At 39.0% G+C, this 19655-nt stretch carries 17 protein-coding genes; 12 read left to right on the top strand and 5 right to left on the bottom strand.

The window, feature by feature from the left end; translation table 11 throughout:
• Positions 1–116: 116 nt before the first annotated feature.
• Positions 117–1346 (top strand): iron-sulfur cluster carrier protein ApbC, encoded by a 1230-nt coding sequence (gene apbC, locus HMPREF0014_RS06975; protein WP_006581131.1) that lies wholly within the window; start codon positions 117–119, stop codon positions 1344–1346.
• Between the two features lie 141 nt (positions 1347–1487).
• Positions 1488–2360, top strand: coding sequence for a 5'-methylthioadenosine/S-adenosylhomocysteine nucleosidase (locus HMPREF0014_RS06985; RefSeq protein WP_002050438.1), 873 nt, complete (start codon positions 1488–1490; stop codon positions 2358–2360).
• Between the two features lie 30 nt (positions 2361–2390).
• Here the strand turns inward: HMPREF0014_RS06985 and HMPREF0014_RS06990 are convergent, their stop codons facing one another.
• Positions 2391–2957: a DUF2062 domain-containing protein gene (locus HMPREF0014_RS06990; RefSeq protein WP_006581130.1), complete on the bottom strand. Its 567-nt coding sequence runs from the start codon at positions 2955–2957 to the stop codon at positions 2391–2393.
• A 352-nt stretch (positions 2958–3309) separates the two neighbouring features.
• Between HMPREF0014_RS06990 and HMPREF0014_RS06995 the strand changes: the two genes are divergently transcribed.
• The 7 genes from HMPREF0014_RS06995 (at position 3310) to HMPREF0014_RS07025 (ending at position 12861) form a co-directional block, all read left to right on the top strand.
• Positions 3310–3903 carry a LysE family transporter gene (locus HMPREF0014_RS06995; RefSeq protein ID WP_006581129.1) on the top strand — a complete coding sequence of 198 codons (594 nt, stop codon included), beginning with the start codon at positions 3310–3312 and terminating at the stop codon, positions 3901–3903.
• A gap of 115 nt (positions 3904–4018) precedes the next feature.
• Positions 4019–4588, top strand: a complete 570-nt coding sequence (gene dcd, locus HMPREF0014_RS07000; RefSeq protein ID WP_000985728.1) for a dCTP deaminase — start codon at positions 4019–4021, stop codon at positions 4586–4588.
• Positions 4589–4899: 311 nt separating this feature from the next.
• A complete protein-coding gene (locus HMPREF0014_RS07005) occupies positions 4900–6201 on the top strand; it encodes a hypothetical protein (protein ID WP_020992185.1) in 1302 nt (433 codons plus the stop codon).
• A 225-nt stretch (positions 6202–6426) separates the two neighbouring features.
• Complete coding sequence (locus HMPREF0014_RS07010; protein ID WP_006581127.1) at positions 6427–8559, top strand: hypothetical protein; 2133 nt, start codon at positions 6427–6429, stop codon at positions 8557–8559.
• Positions 8560–8574: 15 nt separating this feature from the next.
• Positions 8575–9303, top strand: a complete 729-nt coding sequence (locus HMPREF0014_RS07015) for a DUF6160 family protein (protein ID WP_004710345.1) — start codon at positions 8575–8577, stop codon at positions 9301–9303.
• 32 nt (positions 9304–9335) lie between these two features.
• Complete coding sequence (locus HMPREF0014_RS07020; protein WP_020992186.1) at positions 9336–11747, top strand: DUF6160 family protein; 2412 nt, start codon at positions 9336–9338, stop codon at positions 11745–11747.
• Positions 11748–11907: 160 nt separating this feature from the next.
• Positions 11908–12861 (top strand): DUF6160 family protein, encoded by a 954-nt coding sequence (locus HMPREF0014_RS07025; protein WP_006581125.1) that lies wholly within the window; start codon positions 11908–11910, stop codon positions 12859–12861.
• 75 nt (positions 12862–12936) lie between these two features.
• Here the strand turns inward: HMPREF0014_RS07025 and HMPREF0014_RS07030 are convergent, their stop codons facing one another.
• The gene (locus HMPREF0014_RS07030) at positions 12937–13881 is read right to left on the bottom strand and encodes a tRNA-dihydrouridine synthase (RefSeq protein WP_006581124.1); all 945 of its coding nucleotides are present in this window, start codon (positions 13879–13881) and stop codon (positions 12937–12939) included.
• A gap of 84 nt (positions 13882–13965) precedes the next feature.
• A complete protein-coding gene (ccsA, locus tag HMPREF0014_RS07035; protein ID WP_000624644.1) occupies positions 13966–14775 on the bottom strand; it encodes a cytochrome c biogenesis protein CcsA in 810 nt (269 codons plus the stop codon).
• Positions 14776–14915: 140 nt separating this feature from the next.
• On the opposite strand from ccsA, the gene ffh reads away from it, so the two are divergent.
• Positions 14916–16325, top strand: a complete 1410-nt coding sequence (gene ffh, locus HMPREF0014_RS07040; protein WP_006581123.1) for a signal recognition particle protein — start codon at positions 14916–14918, stop codon at positions 16323–16325.
• 49 nt (positions 16326–16374) lie between these two features.
• Here ffh and HMPREF0014_RS07045 read toward each other — a convergent pair whose 3' ends face one another.
• On the bottom strand, positions 16375–17109 hold the full coding sequence (locus HMPREF0014_RS07045; protein ID WP_006581122.1) for a pantothenate kinase: 735 nt from the start codon (positions 17107–17109) through the stop codon (positions 16375–16377).
• Positions 17110–17124: 15 nt separating this feature from the next.
• The gene (locus HMPREF0014_RS07050; RefSeq protein WP_006581121.1) at positions 17125–17877 is read right to left on the bottom strand and encodes a biotin--[acetyl-CoA-carboxylase] ligase; all 753 of its coding nucleotides are present in this window, start codon (positions 17875–17877) and stop codon (positions 17125–17127) included.
• A gap of 30 nt (positions 17878–17907) precedes the next feature.
• Here HMPREF0014_RS07050 and HMPREF0014_RS07055 point away from each other — a divergent pair, with 30 nt between their 5' ends.
• Both HMPREF0014_RS07055 and HMPREF0014_RS07060 read left to right on the top strand, forming a co-directional pair.
• Positions 17908–18711, top strand: coding sequence for a sulfite exporter TauE/SafE family protein (locus tag HMPREF0014_RS07055; RefSeq protein ID WP_006581120.1), 804 nt, complete (start codon positions 17908–17910; stop codon positions 18709–18711).
• Positions 18712–18959: 248 nt separating this feature from the next.
• Complete coding sequence (locus HMPREF0014_RS07060) at positions 18960–19655, top strand: GntR family transcriptional regulator (protein ID WP_001047228.1); 696 nt, start codon at positions 18960–18962, stop codon at positions 19653–19655.

Raw genomic sequence — 19655 nt, forward strand, 5'->3', positions numbered from 1 at the left:
CTCAAATGATGAGGCTTTAAAATTAGCAATTATTCATTTCGAGTTGAGCGAGTGCGGATCAATACTGTTACACTAGCTCCAACAAGCTGTAATGATCTGTTTTTGGAGTAAACAATATGTCTTGGCTTTCTTCATTAAAGTCCGTTTTTTCACCCGCACAAGAAGTGAAAGAAGATGAAATCCAAACCGTACTCCAAAACTATTTACTACCTCATTCAAAAGATGCCTTAAAAGAGCGCATTAGTCAGCTTCAGGTACAAGGCCGAGTTTTACAACTCACCATTAATACCTTTCCAGATGAAAAAGAGTATTTGCAACAAATTCATGATGATTTGGCTGGAGCTTTGCAAAAGTGTGGTATTGAAGAACTTAACTTACATGTAGTTCAACAAAAACGTCCTGCTCAAGAAAGTTCAGGCCAAGGCTGCTCATCTAAAGCACCTAAAGAAAGTGCGAACTTACCTCCTGTGCTTGATGCCTCACCTAAATCTGAGCCAGATCCAAACAATCCTCCGATTCAAAAAGCTGCTCCACAACAAAGAGATGTTCCACTTCATCCTCGGATTAAAAACGTCATTTTAGTTTCATCTGGGAAAGGTGGAGTTGGTAAGTCAACAACTACTGTCAATTTAGCACTTGCCTTACAGAAAATGGGGCTTAAGGTTGGGGTATTAGATGCCGATATCTATGGCCCAAGTATTCCAACCATGCTGGGTAATGCAGGCAAAACACCTCTTATTGAAAGTGAAAATTTTGTACCTTTGGAGGCATATGGTATGGCTGTGCTTTCTATTGGACATTTAACAGGCGACAACAATACTCCTGTTGCATGGCGTGGACCAAAAGCTACCGGTGCTTTAATGCAATTGTTTAACCAAACACTTTGGCCAGATTTAGATGTACTTATGATTGATATGCCGCCGGGTACCGGTGATATTCAACTTACGCTTGCACAGCGTATTCCGGTTACAGGGTCAATTATTGTTACTACACCGCAAAATGTTGCTTTACTGGATGCGACCAAAGGAATTGAACTGTTTAATAAAGTTGGCATACCTGTATTGGGTGTAGTTGAAAATATGTCGACTCATATTTGCTCGAATTGTGGACATGAAGAACAAATTTTCGGCATTGGTGGTGGTGATAAGCTTTCCGAGCAATACCATATTCCATTATTAGGTCGTTTGCCTTTAAATGCTCAAATACGTGAACATGCTGATGAGGGTAAACCAAGTGTTGTAGCAATGGATGACGCAGCTGATAGCTACATTGATATTGCTAAAGCTGTGTGGCAACAAATTGAAAAAATTCCTCAACGCACGCGTGATGATAAACGAATCTTTTGATTCAACTGACCCAGCTTTAAGCTGGGTTTTTTATTGGTTGGTTAAAAGAAAAATTAAATTACTGAATCTAAATAACAAAGCTGAACTTGAAATTGGCATATAGATTGCTACTTTACGCTTTTAAAAAGAAATAGGTGAGAAATGCAATTTAAATATACTTTTGGCGTTATCAGTTTATGTAGCGCTTTATTTTTGGTTGGATGCAACGACGATCATTCAACAGTGTCCCAAACAACGCCAGTTGAAGAGCAAAAACAGAAATTACAGCCGATTATTATTCAAGGCGCCTTGCCTGTAGAGTCAAAACAGATGGCTTCTAAATTACAGAATGTGACTGTTGAAACAGTAGGTGGGTGGACATTCTGGAAAGGAACTTACAATGGTTACCCAATGGTGATTTCTAAAACACGCATGGGCATGAGTAACTCTGCTGCTGCAACAGCTTTGGCCATTGAGCGCTATAAGCCGATTGCAATTATTAATCAGGGGACGGCAGGTGGTCATGACCCAGATTTACACGTTTATGACATTGTTTTAGGAAAATATGCAACTAATATTGGTGCGTTTAGAACGCCTAAAGAGCCATTAGGTGGCGGTTCAAACTCACTTACATGGGTTGAGGCCTTTGATGTTTTGCCAACAGATGAATCTGACCCAGAACCGATCGCAATACGCAAATTTGAAGGTGATCAAGAGCTATTAATGGCGGCGCATAAAGTCCGTTATGATAAAGGTGAGGTAGTCGAAGGAACGATTGGCTCGGCAGATGTGTGGAATAATGAGCTTGACCGAATTCAATTTTTCCATCAGCGTTATGGTACTTCTGTTGAGGAAATGGAAGCAGCATCTGTTGCACAAATCGCAAGTCAGTTTAATGTTCCTTTCTTAGGAATTCGGATTTTATCTAATAATATTACTAATAATGGAGCGTATGATCCTGGTACAGGAGAGGCTTGCCAAGACTATGTGCTTAATGTGGCAGAAGAATATATGAAATCTAAACTACCAAAATAATAATTTAACTATAGGCAAGAAGATGGGTTCTTATAGGGCATCTTCTTGTCTTTTATGACCAGGTCTACTTTTCCAATTTCGGATGACCATCCAACGCCAGAAAACTTCAGTCACTATGTACAGTATGATTGCAAAGACAAAAGCTTCAACTATAAGCCCGGTCATTAAAATTTTAGCGAGGCTGAAATCTATATGACCATGACCCAAATGAGTAATCCATCTAGAAATCTGATGAAGTACGCCCAGGAGCATCTTTTTATTGATCATATGTACATGATAAATATGTGAACCAAACCAGAATCCAACATATAAAATAGGAACTAATGTGAGAGGGTTACTAAGCCAAGCAAGCATTAGGCTGATGGGTAAATTCACCTCAAACAGCAATACGGCCATCACAATAAAAACGCTATGAAATGGAATAGGCAGTAAACCAAAAAATGTTCCTACAAAAACCGCTCTTGTAATCGATTTACGGTTGACATACCAAAGCACTGGATTAAGGGTTTTTTGCCCAAAAATCCTTAAAAATTTCATATTTGAAACTTTCTCTGGAGAAGGAAGCCAAGACTGAAAAAATTGCTTTGCCATAATCATAGGATAGTAGAGTCTGGTGACTCATATAAACACAAAAAAACAATATATTAATTGAAACTTATTAAAAGCTTAAAAATTAAACTTACTGCTGTAATAATTCATTATAGATCTTTTCAACTTAAAAATAGATTTAAAATAAAAATACTTATATTACTTAATACAATTTGGCACGCAAAGCTCGACAACTGACTCTAAAGTTTTTTAGCTTAAGCTTCTTTAATTTTTTGTATCTATTTGTTTAATAATATTTACTTTTGCCGTGTTAGTGTTTTAAAAAATCGTCTTACAATTAGATTTTGCCTTCATAAAAGATATCTATTAATCTGAGATGACTACATTGTGAGGTCATTAAATGATTTCATGGCTTTTTATTGGCTTAGTTGCCACAATTTTACTTACCCCAGGCCCAACCAATACTTTACTGGCATCATCTGGTGTACAAGTTGGTTTTAGGAAGTCTGCTAAGTTAATTCCAGCAGAAGTTCTTGGATATATTATTTCGATTTCCGCTTGGGGCATGTTAATCGGGAAAGTTTCTGCAACACTTCCTTTCTTACCTCCTATGCTTAAATTGCTAAGTGCTTGTTACATTATTTTTTTAGCGATTAAGTTATGGCACACAGCAAATCAACAATTTGAGTTAGATCAGCCAACTATTCGACCACGTGAATTGTTTTGTGCAACTCTATTGAACCCTAAAGCATTACTTTTTGCTTCTGCAATTTTTCCTGTTACAGCATGGACTGATTTTCATATTTATCTCATTCATATGCTGGCTTATTTGGCTTTAATTACACCGATTGCTTTATTTTGGATTTTTTTAGGATCAATCTTGGCAGCTAATAAAGTAAGTTGGTTAAATCAGACGAATTTACAAAAAACAGCTTCGCTGGTTTTGGTCAGCTTCTCAATTCCGATTAGCTATACTGCTTTATTAAACCTTTAAAAGTCTTGCTGAGCTATTCTTATCGAGAAGAGTAGCTCAAGCGTTGTTTTCATAATTGCTTTTTTACGTTAAAGTACGTCGCAATCAATGAAATTACCTTTTGGATAGAAAATACATGGCTATTAAGTCTGATCGTTGGATTCGCGAAATGAGCGAAAAACACGGCATGATTGAACCTTATGCAGAGAATCAAGTCCGTTTTGATAAGAATGGCGAAAAATTGATTTCGTACGGGGTCTCTAGCTATGGTTATGACGTACGCTGTGCACGTGAATTTAAAGTTTTCACCAACGTACATTCTGCAATTGTTGATCCGAAAAATTTCGATGAAAAAAGTTTTATCGATATTGAGTCTGACGTTTGTATTATTCCGCCAAACTCATTTGCCTTGGCGCGCACAATTGAATATTTCCGCATTCCACGTAATGTTTTAACTGTATGCTTGGGTAAATCAACTTATGCACGTTGCGGAATTATTGTAAACGTGACGCCTTTGGAACCAGAGTGGGAAGGTCACGTTACTTTAGAGTTTTCAAATACTACGAACTTACCTGCACGTATTTATGCGGGTGAAGGTGTTGCACAAATGTTGTTCTTTGAAAGCGATGAAGTTTGTGAAACGTCTTATAAAGACCGTGGTGGTAAATACCAAGGACAAACTGGCGTTACGCTTCCTAAAACCTAAGTTGTTTTAAAATTAGATTAAATTCTAAAAAATGGGTCACTTGAAGTGGCCCATTTTTGTTGAAAAATAAAGAAAGTGGCATTCATCGGAATATTTATAAATGAACGTTTTCTTTTGTAAAAAATGATATAAAATGATCAATAATTGATTTGTTTCTTTGAGTTGTATCACACAATTTAAAAGGATTTAAATCATAAAAATCAGATATCGGCATTTCTTTGTTTATTCAATTTAAGATTAGATTAAAGAAAGGAAAGCCAAATAAAAAGAAATTAAATTAGATTATGCCCCCAAGGATACGGAGGTCGGTCATGCGACAGTTTAAGTCTCTTCATTTAGCTATTTTAGCACTTGGAAGTTTATGCTTTTCTTCAGCTTATGCTGGTTCTACCTTAGTTCCAATGTCAGATGCTGAGTTGTCAGCTACTCGTGGCCAAGCCTTGATGAGTATGTCTTATATCGCACCTACCGATGCTGCAAGTAACTCCAGCACTAACGGAAACATGGGTTTTTATCGACTTGCCCTAGATGCCCAGTTAGAACTGAATGCCAACATTAAAAAATTACAATTAGGTTGTGGTGGCGTTAATGGAGCAGGGGCTTGTGATATTGATATCGATTATTTGAGCCTAAGTGGGGGCACTGTTGATAGTACTAGTGCGGAACGAGCTGCGTCCTCCGCCGTTATTACCAATCCATTTTTAGAGTTCGCGGTTAAAAACCCAAATTCTGCATCTACACGTGAAATACAAGGTTTCCGATTAAGTGCTAAATCTCTTTCTGGACTACTTACTTTTGGTTTACAAAATGGGGATGCTGCGAGTGGTATTAACTCTTTGAGTGGATATATGGTAACTAAACCAACGGGAGGCACGGTAACCACCAACCCATACTATGGGATTACTCAAGATGAGACAAACACGGCAATTACTGGTCAGGCAACAGTTATAGGTAAAGTATATACAGTTCCATTTACATCTACTGGGTATAATCTGAATTTGGGAGCAGGCAGTGGAACACTGTCTATGGGACAGCAGGTTATTACGGGTAAACGTATAAATACGGCCAATTTAAATGCAAAAGCAACAGTTGGTGGTTTAGCTATTACTGGAACTTTAGATGCAACGGCCACTGTACTAGGACTTCCTATTCCCATTTCAGGTAATGTAACCGGGACAGTAAATAATTTAGATGTAAATGTAGCAATTAAACAAAGTCTGGGCTATTTCCATGCTGCGCAATTAAATGGATCTGCTGGTTATTTATCTGTACAGGGCGTGAATATTCTATGGCCAGAAGCTGCCTCTACTGCACAAACTGGATGGTGGCTAGAGCTTACAAATCCGATTGATATTGGTCAAATCACTCCTGCTGGTAGTGTTGATATTGCACTTTCTACAATTGTTGATGCTTTAGGACAAGTAAGCAAGTATTTAGATAAAAATCCTGTAGATTGTGGTTTATTAGCAAGTAGTTGTTTAATTGCAGGAAATCTTCCTGTGGGGACGGTTGACTTAACTGGTAAAACACCTGCTTCCATGACCCTAACCAATGTTGTTTTACAAAAACAGAGTTTTTCTGCTAACTGTTATGGTTCTTTAAAATTCTGCTGATTAATTTGTGTGTTTTAACCATTTTTCATTCATCGGAAAAATGCATTTTTGCTGATTTAATTTTGCATTTGAATAAATATTCAGCATAATGGAAATGTGGAAAGGTTGGCAATTTTGAAGTTTGCCCCTTGTGAGATGGAAAAGGAAATAATTTCATCACACTTCAAGGACTGTTAAAGAAAAAGAAATATGGTGCGCGGCATCGTATAAAACAGGAAGGTCACGATGACTACACTTAATTATACGGTCAGTTTTCAAAAAACCGTTTTAGCAAGCTTAATTGGCCTCTGTTTAAGTCAATCGAGTTTTGCTCTTGAAGAGCTTTCTGATGCCGGTTTAAGTGAAACTACGGGAGAGGGTATTGCAATATTACCTCAAAATGCATTCATGGTATTTCGTGGTGCTGGTCCAAATGAATCTGTAAATCAAATAATTACCGATCGTAGTAAAGATACAGGTTACATTAACTATGTACCTGTTGGGCCTTTGAGTGTCGCCGCTGCAGACACAAGTGGCAATGGTACTGTTGGACCCGAAGATAAAGCAGTCGGGAAAGCGGATATCTTTCTTTATGGTTTAGCACTTTCTAAGTCAGATGGTGATGCCAACTCACGTATTGCCAATACTGCAACAGCAGCAGCGATTTCAAGCTGGGGAACAGGTGCGAACCCTTGGGTATTTAAAGTAAAAACTGTCAACAATATTCCTAACTTTAGTACTACAGATAGTGGGGGGTATCCTGTTACCTATTTATCTTTAGAGGCTCCTTTATATCAACCTACTATTGATGGTGCAGAGGGTGCAGACGCATATAATTTAAAATTAGGTTTATGGGCAGATGCATTTGTACGGAACCCTAATATTGTAGCAACGACAAATGGTTCTTTAGCACAGTTCCAATATGGTGATAGTAATGGATTAATTGGTACCAGTATTGATACAAGTCGTGCGAACCGTTTACGTTTACAAGGTATTCTAAATGGTTTTAGTCTAAATGGTAGCCAGATTAGCATGTTCCAAACACTAGGTGGCGCAACCTCTGCTGGTGGAATGAGTCCTTTTTATAACAATACTTTGGGAATGTCTGGTTTAGTGCGCTTAAATACGGGCGATAGTAAAAATACGAGTATTGTGACTGAAAATGTTACGAGCCAAACCCAAACCTATGCAACGAGTGCGAATAATGGTTGGCAAACAGTACATGCTGGTGCAAATTCAACCTTAAGTACAAGCAGTAGTGGCGACTGTGGTAATAGTGGTACAGGAAGTTTTAGTACACTACGTGGATGTCGCTATTACGTAGAAAATCGCACAAGAACAGACACAAAAACATCAAGTAAGACACGAAGTGATTTTAATGATACTAGTAAAGTTTTACGATTGAGTACTCGTGAAACTTCAGATTCACCAAATGCATCCAATAATCTATATACACTAGCATTAGATGCAACTGGTGCTATCGCACCGAAGTTTGCTGATACTGAAGGTTTATATCTATACAATCCAAATATTAACTTAGTACTAGGTAATTTATATCAACCCCTTATTTTGGGTTCTGATGGCAAAAACTTTAGTATAGAAATTGCGCGAATTGCCAATAAGCCAGAAATATATAAGCAGATTTATACCGATTACACTGGAGCTGACACCACATATAAAGGTGCCACTTGTAACGTTTATTCTTGTGCTAATCCAACACACAGCAGTATCGCAATCGGGACAGTTTACAGTCCTGATAATGGAAAAACTCTGTTAGCAGATACGAGTGAAGGTGCAATTGGAGTCTCCTTTGGCCGCTTAATTTCAGCTGGTACACAAGTTTCTGGAACCTCTGCTGGTAGCCTAGTGTCATTGACCAACTCAGTGTCTGGAACAACATCTGCAACCATGACAGAAGTCCGCTACAAACAAAGACAACAGAATACTCAAATATGGAATCAAACTTATAGTTGTGGTTTGTTTAATTCAAACTGCGGTTATAAAACAGCTGGTTATTTATATCAGTGGGAATATAACCAAGGTACAGGTACTTGGGTGATTACAAACCCAACAGCAAAACCTGCTGATGCAGCAACTTGTTCTGGTGTGCTAGGATGTACAAGTACATCTGGTTCAACTCCAATGTATGGAACAGTTTCAAACCGTGACTGGAGTAATTCTGCTATTCCATGGCTCACATCAAGAAATGCAGTCGTCAACGATTTTATTGGAAGCAGTAATGGTACCACTGGCTATGTAATTCCAACTGCCAATCAGGCACCTGCATTAAATAACATTACTCCTCTCAATAATTTAGGTTCTGCTGTGGTGGATGGCTTGCTCATTCAGCATTTAAAACTCACCACAAAAGGTCTATAAGAGGAGGATAATGCGATGAAAAAAATAACTGCTTTACTCCTCCTTACTCTTTGGGCAACTGCGACTCATGCAGAATTACAAACTTTGGACAACGACGCTTTACAGGCGATTAATGGTCAAGCTGGTGCTGATTTGTCTTTAATGCTTAATTTAAACCAGACCAGTAACGGTATATTTGATAATGGTAGTGGCGGCGTTTGTGAAAACGTAGAGTTCTGCCACATTGGTTTAGCAATTAATAAACGTTTTGTGCAAGCAGATGCAACTAAGCCAAGTGGTTGGGCTGAAAATAGTGATAGCGGTAATAAGCTTTGGTTGGTGTTTAAAGGTGTACAAGGAACTTTAAACATCCAAAAAATGGGTTTGGATGGTGCTGATTTGAAGTATCTTGATAAAACCAATACCGAAATTATAAAACCTGCTATTCAACTTAGTTTTAGTGCAGCACAACCGATTTTAATTCGTAACTTTGGTTTTAATGCTTTATCCATTGAGCAAGATAACTTTACAAGTTCAACAACGACCCAAGGTTCGAGTACGAATATGTATGATTATGCATATTTCAAAAAACCAACGTATGCTGCAACTGCAAACAGTGCGACTCAGCAAGTGGCCACAGCAACGCCTTCAGCCTATGACTATGGACGTGAAACAGGTTTTATGGGTTTAATGATGAACGGCAACTTGGCTATTCAAGGAAAAGTCATGGTGTTTAGCTGTGATGGTAGCCATCCCCGTTGTTAACGGTTAATGTAGATTTCAAAGGAACTGAAGTGATGAACAAAAATAAAGAAAGTCACGGCTCAAAGTTTATTTTAAATACATTAACAGCCAGCATGTTGTTAGTGAGTGGACAAGTTTTTGCTTTAGAAGCTTTAACCGATGCCGATCTGAGTGCAGTCAATGGTCAAGATGGGATCTCAATTCAAACGACTTTCAACGAAATTAATGTTGATAATGCTTATTGGGATGATCATGCGGGCACGCCAACAAGTGCTGATCAGGTTTTAAGAGCTCAAGCGAGTGGTGTAAAAATACAAAAAAGTAATGCCTCTACACAAGCTTTAGGAACGAACTACCGTTTAGATGTGGGGAGTAATACGACTACAGGTAAAGCTGGGGTCGATTTTTCTATGCAAAGTAGTCCATCCCTCATTACGGTAAATAGCGTGAAGGTTTGTAATAGTTCTGCTACATGCTCACCTACGTTAGGGCAGTTGGCTATCCAAACAACATCACCTTTAAATCTAGCATTGACTACTCAAGATGGCCTGTTTACTCCAAATAGCCAGTCAAATATGACATTGGGTATAAATAACGCAAATATTTATTTAGGACAGTTAGATGCTCGTAGTCAACTCAACCAACTAATTTTAAAGAATTTTAACTTTAATTTTGTGGGTAAAGGTGTCATGTTTATTGACCCTATCCGTGGCTTGGTTTTACAAACTAATACTGGGTCAAATATGGCTGCTATTGGACAAACACCAAATAGTACATATGGCTATGTCGATTTTAATCGGGTAGCAGACTCAGCTTCGGGTTTAACGGCAGGTACTTATGTTGATAGCAATGGCAAAGTGACTAATTCAGGTCTGAATATTGAAGTAATGCTCAGTTCTAATGTAGATAAAACCAATCCTTATGGGTTAGATGCTACGAATACACCGCAAAATTCAAAAGGTTTAATTCGTGTAGGCGCAAGCGGACGTATGGTAAATAGTTATTTACAAGTCCGTGGTATGGATGGCTCTTCGGACACGGCAATCTTAGGTACAGCAAATACTGCCTCAGGCACCACCTCAAGTAATAGTATTTTGGGTAATACTGGAATTGCCTTTCGTATGAAAGGTGAGTTCACTAAAGATAACGATTCTATGCTAGGCGCCGATGGCAAAGCCACGACTTTAGAAATTGGTGGGGCAGGGTTGAATGCTTATGGTTTTGAGTTTGGTAATTTAACTGGGCTGAACTCAGCTACACGTGGTTACTTTGATAGCGGAAATATTTATTTAAATCTTGCTGATACAAAAACCTTATTAATGCCGAATAACGCAACGTTAAATGCAATTCGTTTAGGATCTGGCACTTTAACAACCGCTGCCGATTATCAACATAATATTCACCGGGATACGGTGACTAATCCATTTAGTCTAATTCTTGCGATGCGTGGAGCAGAGTTTCAGGCATTTTCTAGACGTGGTCGCTTTACTAGCAGTGCAAATGTCGCTGCAGCTAATCAATTTGCAGATAATGGCTTAAGTAATCAATGGGGCTTGGCGTTACCTTTTTATAATTTAAATGCTAATGCCGCAGTTTATGGGGTAGATGCACCTGCGAATAGCGCTTTTTACTATACAAAAGATGCTAATGGTAGACCCGTTCAGAATGCTGTAGGTACCTCAGGAACGACTTCGCGTTTAGGATTTGGTGTCGCTGTTGGCACAACAGGACGTGACACAGGCGGTACAAAAACAACTTCAATTTTATTAATTGATGGTTCTCCAAATGCCAATAATGCGGGTAATCCTACCGACTATTACATGGGCTTACGTAATATCGATATGTTCCTCAAAGGTAATGGCACTATCGGTTTAGAAAATGGCAGTTTAAATATCGGTTTAAAAGATATGTTACTGGCCTTATCAACTGAAATTGCAGCGGGTTATTTACCAGGCGCTAAATATAAAACTTGTCCGGTAACAGGATCTTGTACTTCACCAATTGATAACTTTGCCAGAAATAATGACGTTTTATTTGGTCTTAAACTACGCTTAGGCGGTGATTTAAATTTATCGATTGTACCTAATAGTTCAATTGCTGATGGTAGTGCGCTCACTGTTTTGGGTGATTTTACAATGCCTGCTACAGCAACTGGAAACTCAGTCCAAATTAGTGATCCGATTGATGGCTCTGCAATTGGTTTTGAGAATATGACTGGTAAGCTTGCGTTTAACACGGCATTAGTTGTTGGAAAAGACAGCGCGAGTGGATTAGGTAAGGTTGGTGTAAATACCGCAGTGTACTTTAACCCTGATAAGAATATTGATGGTGCCTTACGAGTTAAAGATATTAATTTCTATCCACCTTCAACAGGGGCAGGCGCACGTTTAGGTGAACTTGCAATTACTGGTGGACGTTTAAATAGTAGCTTCAGTATTGTGCCGAGAAATGGTGCTTTTAACTAATAAAGAAAAGTGGCGATATCGCCACTTTTTATAAAAAATTTATTTTGAATGTGATTGGATTTGCATTCGTCGGGTTATAGAGATAATTGTTTTGTACTCATCTATTATTCTGATAATCTGAACAAATAATAAACGTTTGTCTCTTAAGGATTAGAGCAACATGAAAAATAAAAATATAGTCTGCTGGTTATTATTTGCCAGTAGTTCAAGTGTTTTTGCGATGCAACCATTAGATGACCAAAGTCTTTCAGCAACGACGGGTCAAAATGGTTTAACGCTAGGCATTCAGGCCGATAAAGTTAAATTTAATCAAGTCGCCTTGATTGATACCAATGGTATCGCTTCTACCTCTTACAATAGTAAAGCTGGTCTTGTCATTGCAGGAAACTCTACTAATCCTGTTCCAAGTATAGAATTTATTAAAGCGGCTGTATCGACCAATCCTTCTTTCAATATTGCTATAGATACCGATGCAGGTGCCGGTAAGCCTTTTGTGAACTTGGCTGTCACAATGGGAAGTGATGTCAATGGTATTCGGCTTACACCATTTTCAGTTTATTTGGCACCTAATACATCAGTTTCTAGTCCTTCGGATTATGCGGTGACTAGTTATGCACCAAAATCAATTTTTAGTTCGGGAACAACAGTAAATACAGGCGTGAAAGAACTGATTCGCTCTACTGGAAATTTGGACATTAACTTTGTACAGACCAATAAACCTCGTTTAAACATTCAATTGGGTCATGCTGCCCAGTCTGTCATGGTCAAATTTGGTGGAGCCATTCAATCGATTTGTTCTGCTGCATCTGGTTGTCCAATTACGTTAGTGTCTGATAATACCGGTGCGAATTTTGGATTTAAATTTGCAGGAACAAATTCATCTACAGGGTTTGTTCTTGATGGGTTTTATGCTGGAGTTGACCCAACAGGGCTTACTTTTGGCAATACAGGTGTCTCGAGTAAATTTGATGCATCGCTTAACAATATAACTTTAGGAAATGCAGGAATACAAAGTCCAACAACGTTTAATAATTTACCTAATGGGTCGATGGGGAGTTTTGGAGTTACAGGTGCTTCGGTAACCGACTTTAAAATGAAAGTAAGCGGTTTTTAAAACTAATTACTTAACCTGAAATAAAAAAGAGGGTAGTTGTATAAACAACCACCCTCTTTTATAAATTTTAATTGTTTAACGATGTGATGAACTGGTTTGTTGTAACTTTTGAACAATTTCATCTAAAGCTTTAATGCGTTTAACTTGGTCCCATAATTCTTTGGCTTGAGGGTAGGCTTTGGTCATCATACCTAGCCATTGCTTATAACGACCAACCATACCAATTTCTGTTTTGGCTTGACCATTTAAAAAACGGATTTGTAAGTCAACGAGTTGTTCCCAACTAAATAATGCCTCATCCATATTATTACGAATGCACTGCGTTAAGTCGGGAGTCGTCACAGCACCGCGACCAATCATTAAATCTTCACAACCAGATTGCTGTTGGCAGGCTTTTGCATCGGCATTGGTCCAGATTTCGCCGTTAGCAATGACATTAATTTTTAAAGCTTCTTTAATCGGTAGAATTTTTTCCCAGTAGGCAGGAGGCGTATAGCCATCTGCTTTCGTTCGCGCATGTACTGTTAACCAGCTTGCGCCAGCATCTTCGACCGCATGGGCATTTTCCATGGTGTGGTTTTCATCGAGATAACCCAGACGCATTTTTGCTGAAACAGGAATATGCGCTGGTACCGCATCGCGGACTGCTTTAATGAGTATATGTACCACGTCTGGTTCATCTAGAAGTACGGATCCACCTCTATGACGATTGACTGTTTTTGCAGGGCAACCAAAATTAAGGTCGATTGCAGGAGCACCTAGTTCAACCACTTTTGCAGCATTTGCTGCCAGCATATCTGGATTATTCCCTAAGAACTGAACATGCACAGGCGTTCCCGCAGCTGTTTTACCGTCGTTCTTTAACTCAGGACAAAAACTATAGTAAATATGGTCTGGCAAAATACTGTCTGTAACGCGAATAAACTCGGTTACACACCAGTCGAAATGACCAACAGATGTGAGTGTATCCCGCATGATCGGGTCAGTTAAACCTTCCATTGGAGCGAGTATGAGTTTCACAGTCTGAGTCACCTGATTAAAACAAAAACAGTGTTATACGGGATATGTATAACGCTGTCTAGTAGTGCTGAAATTTTAATTGTTTTATCGGCCTAATATCATCTCAAGCACAAATTTACTGCCAATAAAGCCGATCGCTAATAATGCAAAACCAATTAGGGTAAAACGAATCGCTTTTTGACCGCGCCAGCCGAGTTTGTAATGGCCAATGAGTAATGAGCCATAAATAATCCATGAAATAATACTAAATACGGTTTTATGAGCGAGATGCTGAGCAAAGAAACTATCAACAGTTAAGAAACCAAACGCCAGAGCAATGGTTAATAAAATAAAACCGGTAATAATTAAATCAAATAACAAGGACTCCATGGCCTGAATGGGCGGGAGTAAATTGACCCAGAAGCGTTTTTTTTGTTTCTTTTTGAGTTCACGGTTTTGGAACCATATCAAGATTGCATGTATGGTTGCCATGAGTAGAACCGCATAGGCCGAAAGTGAAAGAATAATATGCGTATCTAAGCCTAATGAGTGCTGCTCAATAAACTGATTTGGTTTACTAAATGCAAAACCTAAAATAAGACCAATGGCTGCTACAGGAATGCCTAATAAGTTTAAAGGTACAATCGGACGAAAAGTACTAAAAATTAAACTTAACAACAACATAAGCCACGATGTAAAAGAGACTAGATTAAAAACATCATAGTTAATTCCTAAAGGCGTGAGCATTGCATGACATAAAACTGTGCCGTGCAGTAGCAGTGCCAAGGTCGTAACAAGAGCAAATAACCATGGGTTTGGTTCACGTTTTGACATTAAACGTATGAACAGATACCAGAAAGAAGTGGTATATGCGATGAGTGCCAAAATTGTGTAAACCAAGGGGAGGCTAATCATGTCAAACCTTTTTCAGGATTAATTCATCTAGATAAGATATAAATTCGCTGCGAACTAAAGTATCCTATAGCATTCTATGCATAAATTTTCTATTTCGAGAAAGATTTTTTTGCAACTAGCCATTTTAAGCGGATTTTGCAATGTTTGATACCTTAACAGAACGACTCACGCAGAGTTTAAGAAATGTTACTGGCTCAGGGCAGCTGACCGAAGACAATATTAAAGATACCTTACGTGAAGTACGTATGGCTCTTCTTGAAGCCGATGTCGCGTTACCTGTAACTCGTGAATTTATCGCGAAAGTTAAGGAAGAGGCATTGGGCCAAGAAGTGATGACCCAGTTATCTCCAGGCCAGGCATTTGTAAAAATTGTCTATGACGAACTCACCAAGATGATGGGTGAGGCCAATGAAACACTGGATTTAAGTGCTAAGCCTCCAGTGGTTGTATTGCTTGCTGGTTTACAAGGTGCAGGTAAAACTACAACTGCTGCCAAGCTGGCACGTTTCTTAAAAGAACGTCAAAAGAAAAAAGTAATGACCGTTTCTGCCGACGTTTACCGTCCAGCAGCGATCAAACAGTTAGAAACTGTGTCAACAGAAGTTGGCGCAGGCTTTATTCCTTCAGATCCTTCTGAAAAGCCTATTGATATCGTTAACCGTGCAATTGAGCAGGCAAAAATCCAGTTTGCCGATGTGTTGATTGTCGATACAGCAGGTCGTTTACATGTCGATGAAGACATGATGGACGAAATTAAAGAATTGCATGCAGCAGTTAAGCCGATTGAAACTCTGTTCGTGGTTGATGCCATGACAGGTCAGGATGCTGCAAATACTGCTAAAGCCTTTAATGATGCATTAGCACTTACAGGTGTGATTCTTACTAAAACTGATGGTGATGCGCGTGGTGGTGCGGCACTTTCTGTACGTGCGATTACTGGTAAGCCAATCAAGTTCTTGGGTATGGGCGAAAAGCTTGATGCCTTAGAGCCATTCCATCCGGATCGTGTTGCTCAACGTATTTTAGGTATGGGTGACGTACTTTCTTTAGTCGAAGAAGTTGAACGTAAAATCGACAAAGAAAAAGCCGAAAAAATGGCGAAAAAATTGCAAAAAGGCGGTAGCTTCAACTTTGAAGATATGCTGATGCAATTTGAGCAAATGAAAAAAATGGGCGGCATGATGGGCTTCTTAGACAAGTTGCCTGGCATGAGCGGTGCAGGAATCCAGCAAGCGATTGAGCAAGCGAATCCTGAAAAACAAGTCAAAAAAATGGAAGCAATTATCCAATCGATGACTGTTAAAGAACGCCGTAACCCAGACCTGATGAACCCAAGTCGTAAAAAACGTATTGCGGCAGGTTGTGGTATGGATGTTGCTGAAGTGAATAAGCTTATTAAGCAACAAGCGCAAATGGCTAAAATGATGAAGAAGTTTGCGAATCCATCTGGTATGAGCAAAATGATGCGTTCATTAGGCAATATGCAAAAACAATTTGGCGGTGGCGGCGGTATGGGGCCACTCTTTGGTAACAATGACCAAAAGAAATAAAACCATAAAATAAAAGGCGCCTAGAGCGCCTTTTATTTTGCTGTACATTTTAATCTTTAGGATAATAGGCAATATATTGTTGCAGTCCTTTTAGTAAAAGGTCTGTTTCAACAGTTGGCTGGTACTTCTTTAGAAATTTAGCAAAAAGGGGGGCATCTCCACCTGTGAGGAGCAGCTTTTTAGGATATTGCTGCATGATGCTCTCAATTGTACTAATAAGGCCTAACAAAATACCGTGATGCACTGCATCGACCGTGTTATTGCCCGGATTTAGATTATCAAAAGCTGAATCGGGAATTTTAATACCTTTGGTGTTTTGAATCAGTGCGTCACGCTGTAAATAAAGGTTTGGCAGAATATAACCGCCTAAATGCTGCTTACCTTTAGTTAAATCAATCGTGAGCGCAGTTCCACAACCAATAATACAATAATTTTCTTGTTCCTCTGCAACAGCCAATACTTGTAACCAGCGGTCAATCCCAAGCTGACTAGGTACTTCATAGCCACATTGCAAACCCGCATATTCAGCATGCACTTTGGCAAAAACAACAGGAATTTCAAGCCATTTTAAAATCTGCTGAATACGCTGGTTGTTTTCAGTGTCAAGTACCGAAGAAATGCCAATTCGATGTAGACCTTGATGTTTAAAGTGTTGGATTAATCCAAGTAATAAATCGGCAGGGGACTGCAAATGTAACTCAGCTGCATGTTCAATAATTTGCTGATTTTCAGTAATCCAGTATTTTAAACGTGTGTTTCCGATATCAAGCCATAAACTTTTCATGGGGAAAATACCTGATTACTGAGTTGATTGTGGTCTTAAACGACCTTGATAAAACTGCTGTGGTTCTGGAGTTTCAAGAATTACTGCACCTTCATTAGAAATTCCAACAAAACGGCCCTGTACCAATCCTTGACTATGTTCGAATTGAACTAACTGATTCAACCAAGCTGCATGATGGTTAAAACGACCTGCTAAGTTATAACAACCATGATCAAACCAGCGAGCTGCATTTTGAATTGCAACGTAGAGTTCTGACATGAGTTCAAGACGACTCATTTGCTCTAAACCTAAATCTTCTAAAGAGGTGATTGGCTGATCACTATCAGTCACTGGTGGTGTTTTTAAATTAATACCCACGCCTACAATAGCCTGATGCTGAGAAAGTGGTTCGACCAAAATTCCACCCCATTTCCCATGCGCACTATACAAATCATTTGGCCATTTCACTTGTAAGCTCAAAGGTTGTAACTGTGAGATTTGCAGAATATTTAGAGCAACTTCAAGTGCTAAGCGACCATCTAAGGGTGTTCGAGTTTGCACCAATGTGCTTAAATAAATGTTTCCTTCAGGTGAAATCCATTGCCGTTGATGTTGACCTCGCCCTTGAGTTTGTTGAGCACTGCAAACCAAGCCCGTTGTAATGCCTTTTTGGGCAATTTCACGAATATCATCATTGGTCGAAGTTGTGGTTGCTTTTAATAAAACCACTTCTGGAAGCTGGTTTTTTGCGCTTAAAAGTTGTTGTAGTTGGCGAGTCTCTAAATCCATGTTGAATATGAGCAGAGTGGTAAAACATTTATGGAGTTAATCATATATTTACTCATTGGCGCAATTGCTGGTTTTACTGCCGGATTGTTTGGAGTTGGCGGTGGACTAATTATTGTACCAATCCTCTATGTCGTTTTTACCCAGTTGCACTATGACCCGGCAGTAATCATGCATATTGCAGTCGGAACCTCCTTAGCAACCATTATTGTGACGTCTTTTAGTTCTGTTTCTGCCCATCATAAAAAAGGTGCAGTTCTTTGGTCTGTTTTTCGTAATCTAGCACCCGGTCTTGTGCTGGGCTCATTTTTAGGCGCAGGCATTGCCGATCTTTTATCTGGTCAGCATTTACAGCTTCTGATTGGTGTGTTTGCAGTTGTGATGGCCTATCGTATGTTTAAAGGCGCAAATGTGGTTGTTGATCCAACACGTCAGCTTCCTTCAACACCTATGCAGTTTATGGCAGGTGGTGGTATTGGTATTGCCTCTGCAATTTTTGGTATTGGAGGTGGTAGCTTAACTGTTCCGTATTTAAACCGTCATGGTGTAGTCATGCAAAAAGCAGTCGCGACTTCTGCCGCTTGTGGTTTACCTATTGCTGTAGCGGGTGCAATTGGCTTTATGTGGTTTGGTGCTAAGGAGCACATTTCTGTACCTAATACGATTGGTTATGTGCACATCTATGCTTTTATTGGTATTAGTGTCATGAGTTTTGTGACCGCTAAACTTGGTGCCAAGGTTGCACATGCATTGTCACCACAAATGCTAAAAAAATGCTTTGCTTGCTTGTTAGTCGTGGTAGGCAGTTATTTTATTTATAAAGGTTTTATGAATTAAAAACGTTTTATTAAAAAATATAGAAAAGGAAGCTTAGACTCTCACAGTTTAAGCTTTTTTTATTTGAAGATTTAAACAGACTAAAGCTGAGTTTTTCATCCGATTTCTGTATGGATTTTGGGCGGGTTGGCTTAAAATGCAATAAAATTGTCAGACAATGACATAGTTTTTAATGGATGGGATCAGTTAAAAACAAGGATGCGAAAGAAAAGCATGGATTAATGCATATAAAAAGTAGCGGGTGATTTATGAATCTCGAAGAGACAGAGAGTCTTTCTGAGCAAATTGTCAAATATATTAGCGAACAGATTATTAGCGGCGAATTGGTCGAAGGCGAACGCATACAAGAGCTTCGTATTGCGAAAGAGCTTGATGTAAGTAGGGGGTCAGTTCGTGAAGCATTATTATTGCTTGAACGTACGCATCTTATTGAGATTTTTCCGCGTCGGGGGGCAATTGTTTCAGAAATGTCGGCACAACAAGTGAAAGCACTGTTTGATACAAATATGATGTTATTGGGGCATATTGTACAACGCATCAGTGAAACATGGCGCGCCCATGAAGCTGATCAATTACAGCTTTTGTTAGAACAGCTTCTTGAACATGTAAAAGCAGGCGATATTGAAAAATTCTACGATGCCATTTTCCAATATCTGGCTGAACAGCAAGATATGGTGGGTAATCCTTATTTAATGAAATTTTATAAAGAATTATTACCTTCGTTACGTCGTAGTTATTTTTTGACGCTAAATACCTCTAAAAGGGAACTGCAAGAAGCGTTTGCATTATTTAAACTCGTGACTGATGCAATTTTGATCCGAAAATCACAACAAGCCGCTTTATTTATGGAAGATTTTTGTCGACACTTACGTAACCTTGTGTTGGAATCGCTGACACGAATGAAACAGATTGAATTGGCTTGGGCGAGACGCTCACGCCGTTAG

Source organism: Acinetobacter sp. RUH 2624 (genome assembly GCF_000162375.2).
Lineage (GTDB): Bacteria > Pseudomonadota > Gammaproteobacteria > Pseudomonadales > Moraxellaceae > Acinetobacter > Acinetobacter nosocomialis.

Bases quoted from the DNA above. Each gene is read 5' to 3' on its own strand.
- apbC (WP_006581131.1), top strand. From the start codon at position 117: ATGTCTTGGCTTTCTTCATTAAAGTCCGTTTTTTCACCCGCACAAGAA.
- HMPREF0014_RS06985 (WP_002050438.1), top strand. From the start codon at position 1,488: ATGCAATTTAAATATACTTTTGGCGTTATCAGTTTATGTAGCGCTTTA.
- HMPREF0014_RS06990 (WP_006581130.1), bottom strand. From the start codon at position 2,957: ATGATTATGGCAAAGCAATTTTTTCAGTCTTGGCTTCCTTCTCCAGAG.
- HMPREF0014_RS06995 (WP_006581129.1), top strand. From the start codon at position 3,310: ATGATTTCATGGCTTTTTATTGGCTTAGTTGCCACAATTTTACTTACC.
- dcd (WP_000985728.1), top strand. From the start codon at position 4,019: ATGGCTATTAAGTCTGATCGTTGGATTCGCGAAATGAGCGAAAAACAC.
- HMPREF0014_RS07005 (WP_020992185.1), top strand. From the start codon at position 4,900: ATGCGACAGTTTAAGTCTCTTCATTTAGCTATTTTAGCACTTGGAAGT.
- HMPREF0014_RS07010 (WP_006581127.1), top strand. From the start codon at position 6,427: ATGACTACACTTAATTATACGGTCAGTTTTCAAAAAACCGTTTTAGCA.
- HMPREF0014_RS07015 (WP_004710345.1), top strand. From the start codon at position 8,575: ATGAAAAAAATAACTGCTTTACTCCTCCTTACTCTTTGGGCAACTGCG.
- HMPREF0014_RS07020 (WP_020992186.1), top strand. From the start codon at position 9,336: ATGAACAAAAATAAAGAAAGTCACGGCTCAAAGTTTATTTTAAATACA.
- HMPREF0014_RS07025 (WP_006581125.1), top strand. From the start codon at position 11,908: ATGAAAAATAAAAATATAGTCTGCTGGTTATTATTTGCCAGTAGTTCA.
- ccsA (WP_000624644.1), bottom strand. From the start codon at position 14,775: ATGATTAGCCTCCCCTTGGTTTACACAATTTTGGCACTCATCGCATAT.
- ffh (WP_006581123.1), top strand. From the start codon at position 14,916: ATGTTTGATACCTTAACAGAACGACTCACGCAGAGTTTAAGAAATGTT.
- HMPREF0014_RS07045 (WP_006581122.1), bottom strand. From the start codon at position 17,109: ATGAAAAGTTTATGGCTTGATATCGGAAACACACGTTTAAAATACTGG.
- HMPREF0014_RS07050 (WP_006581121.1), bottom strand. From the start codon at position 17,877: ATGGATTTAGAGACTCGCCAACTACAACAACTTTTAAGCGCAAAAAAC.
- HMPREF0014_RS07055 (WP_006581120.1), top strand. From the start codon at position 17,908: ATGGAGTTAATCATATATTTACTCATTGGCGCAATTGCTGGTTTTACT.
- HMPREF0014_RS07060 (WP_001047228.1), top strand. From the start codon at position 18,960: ATGAATCTCGAAGAGACAGAGAGTCTTTCTGAGCAAATTGTCAAATAT.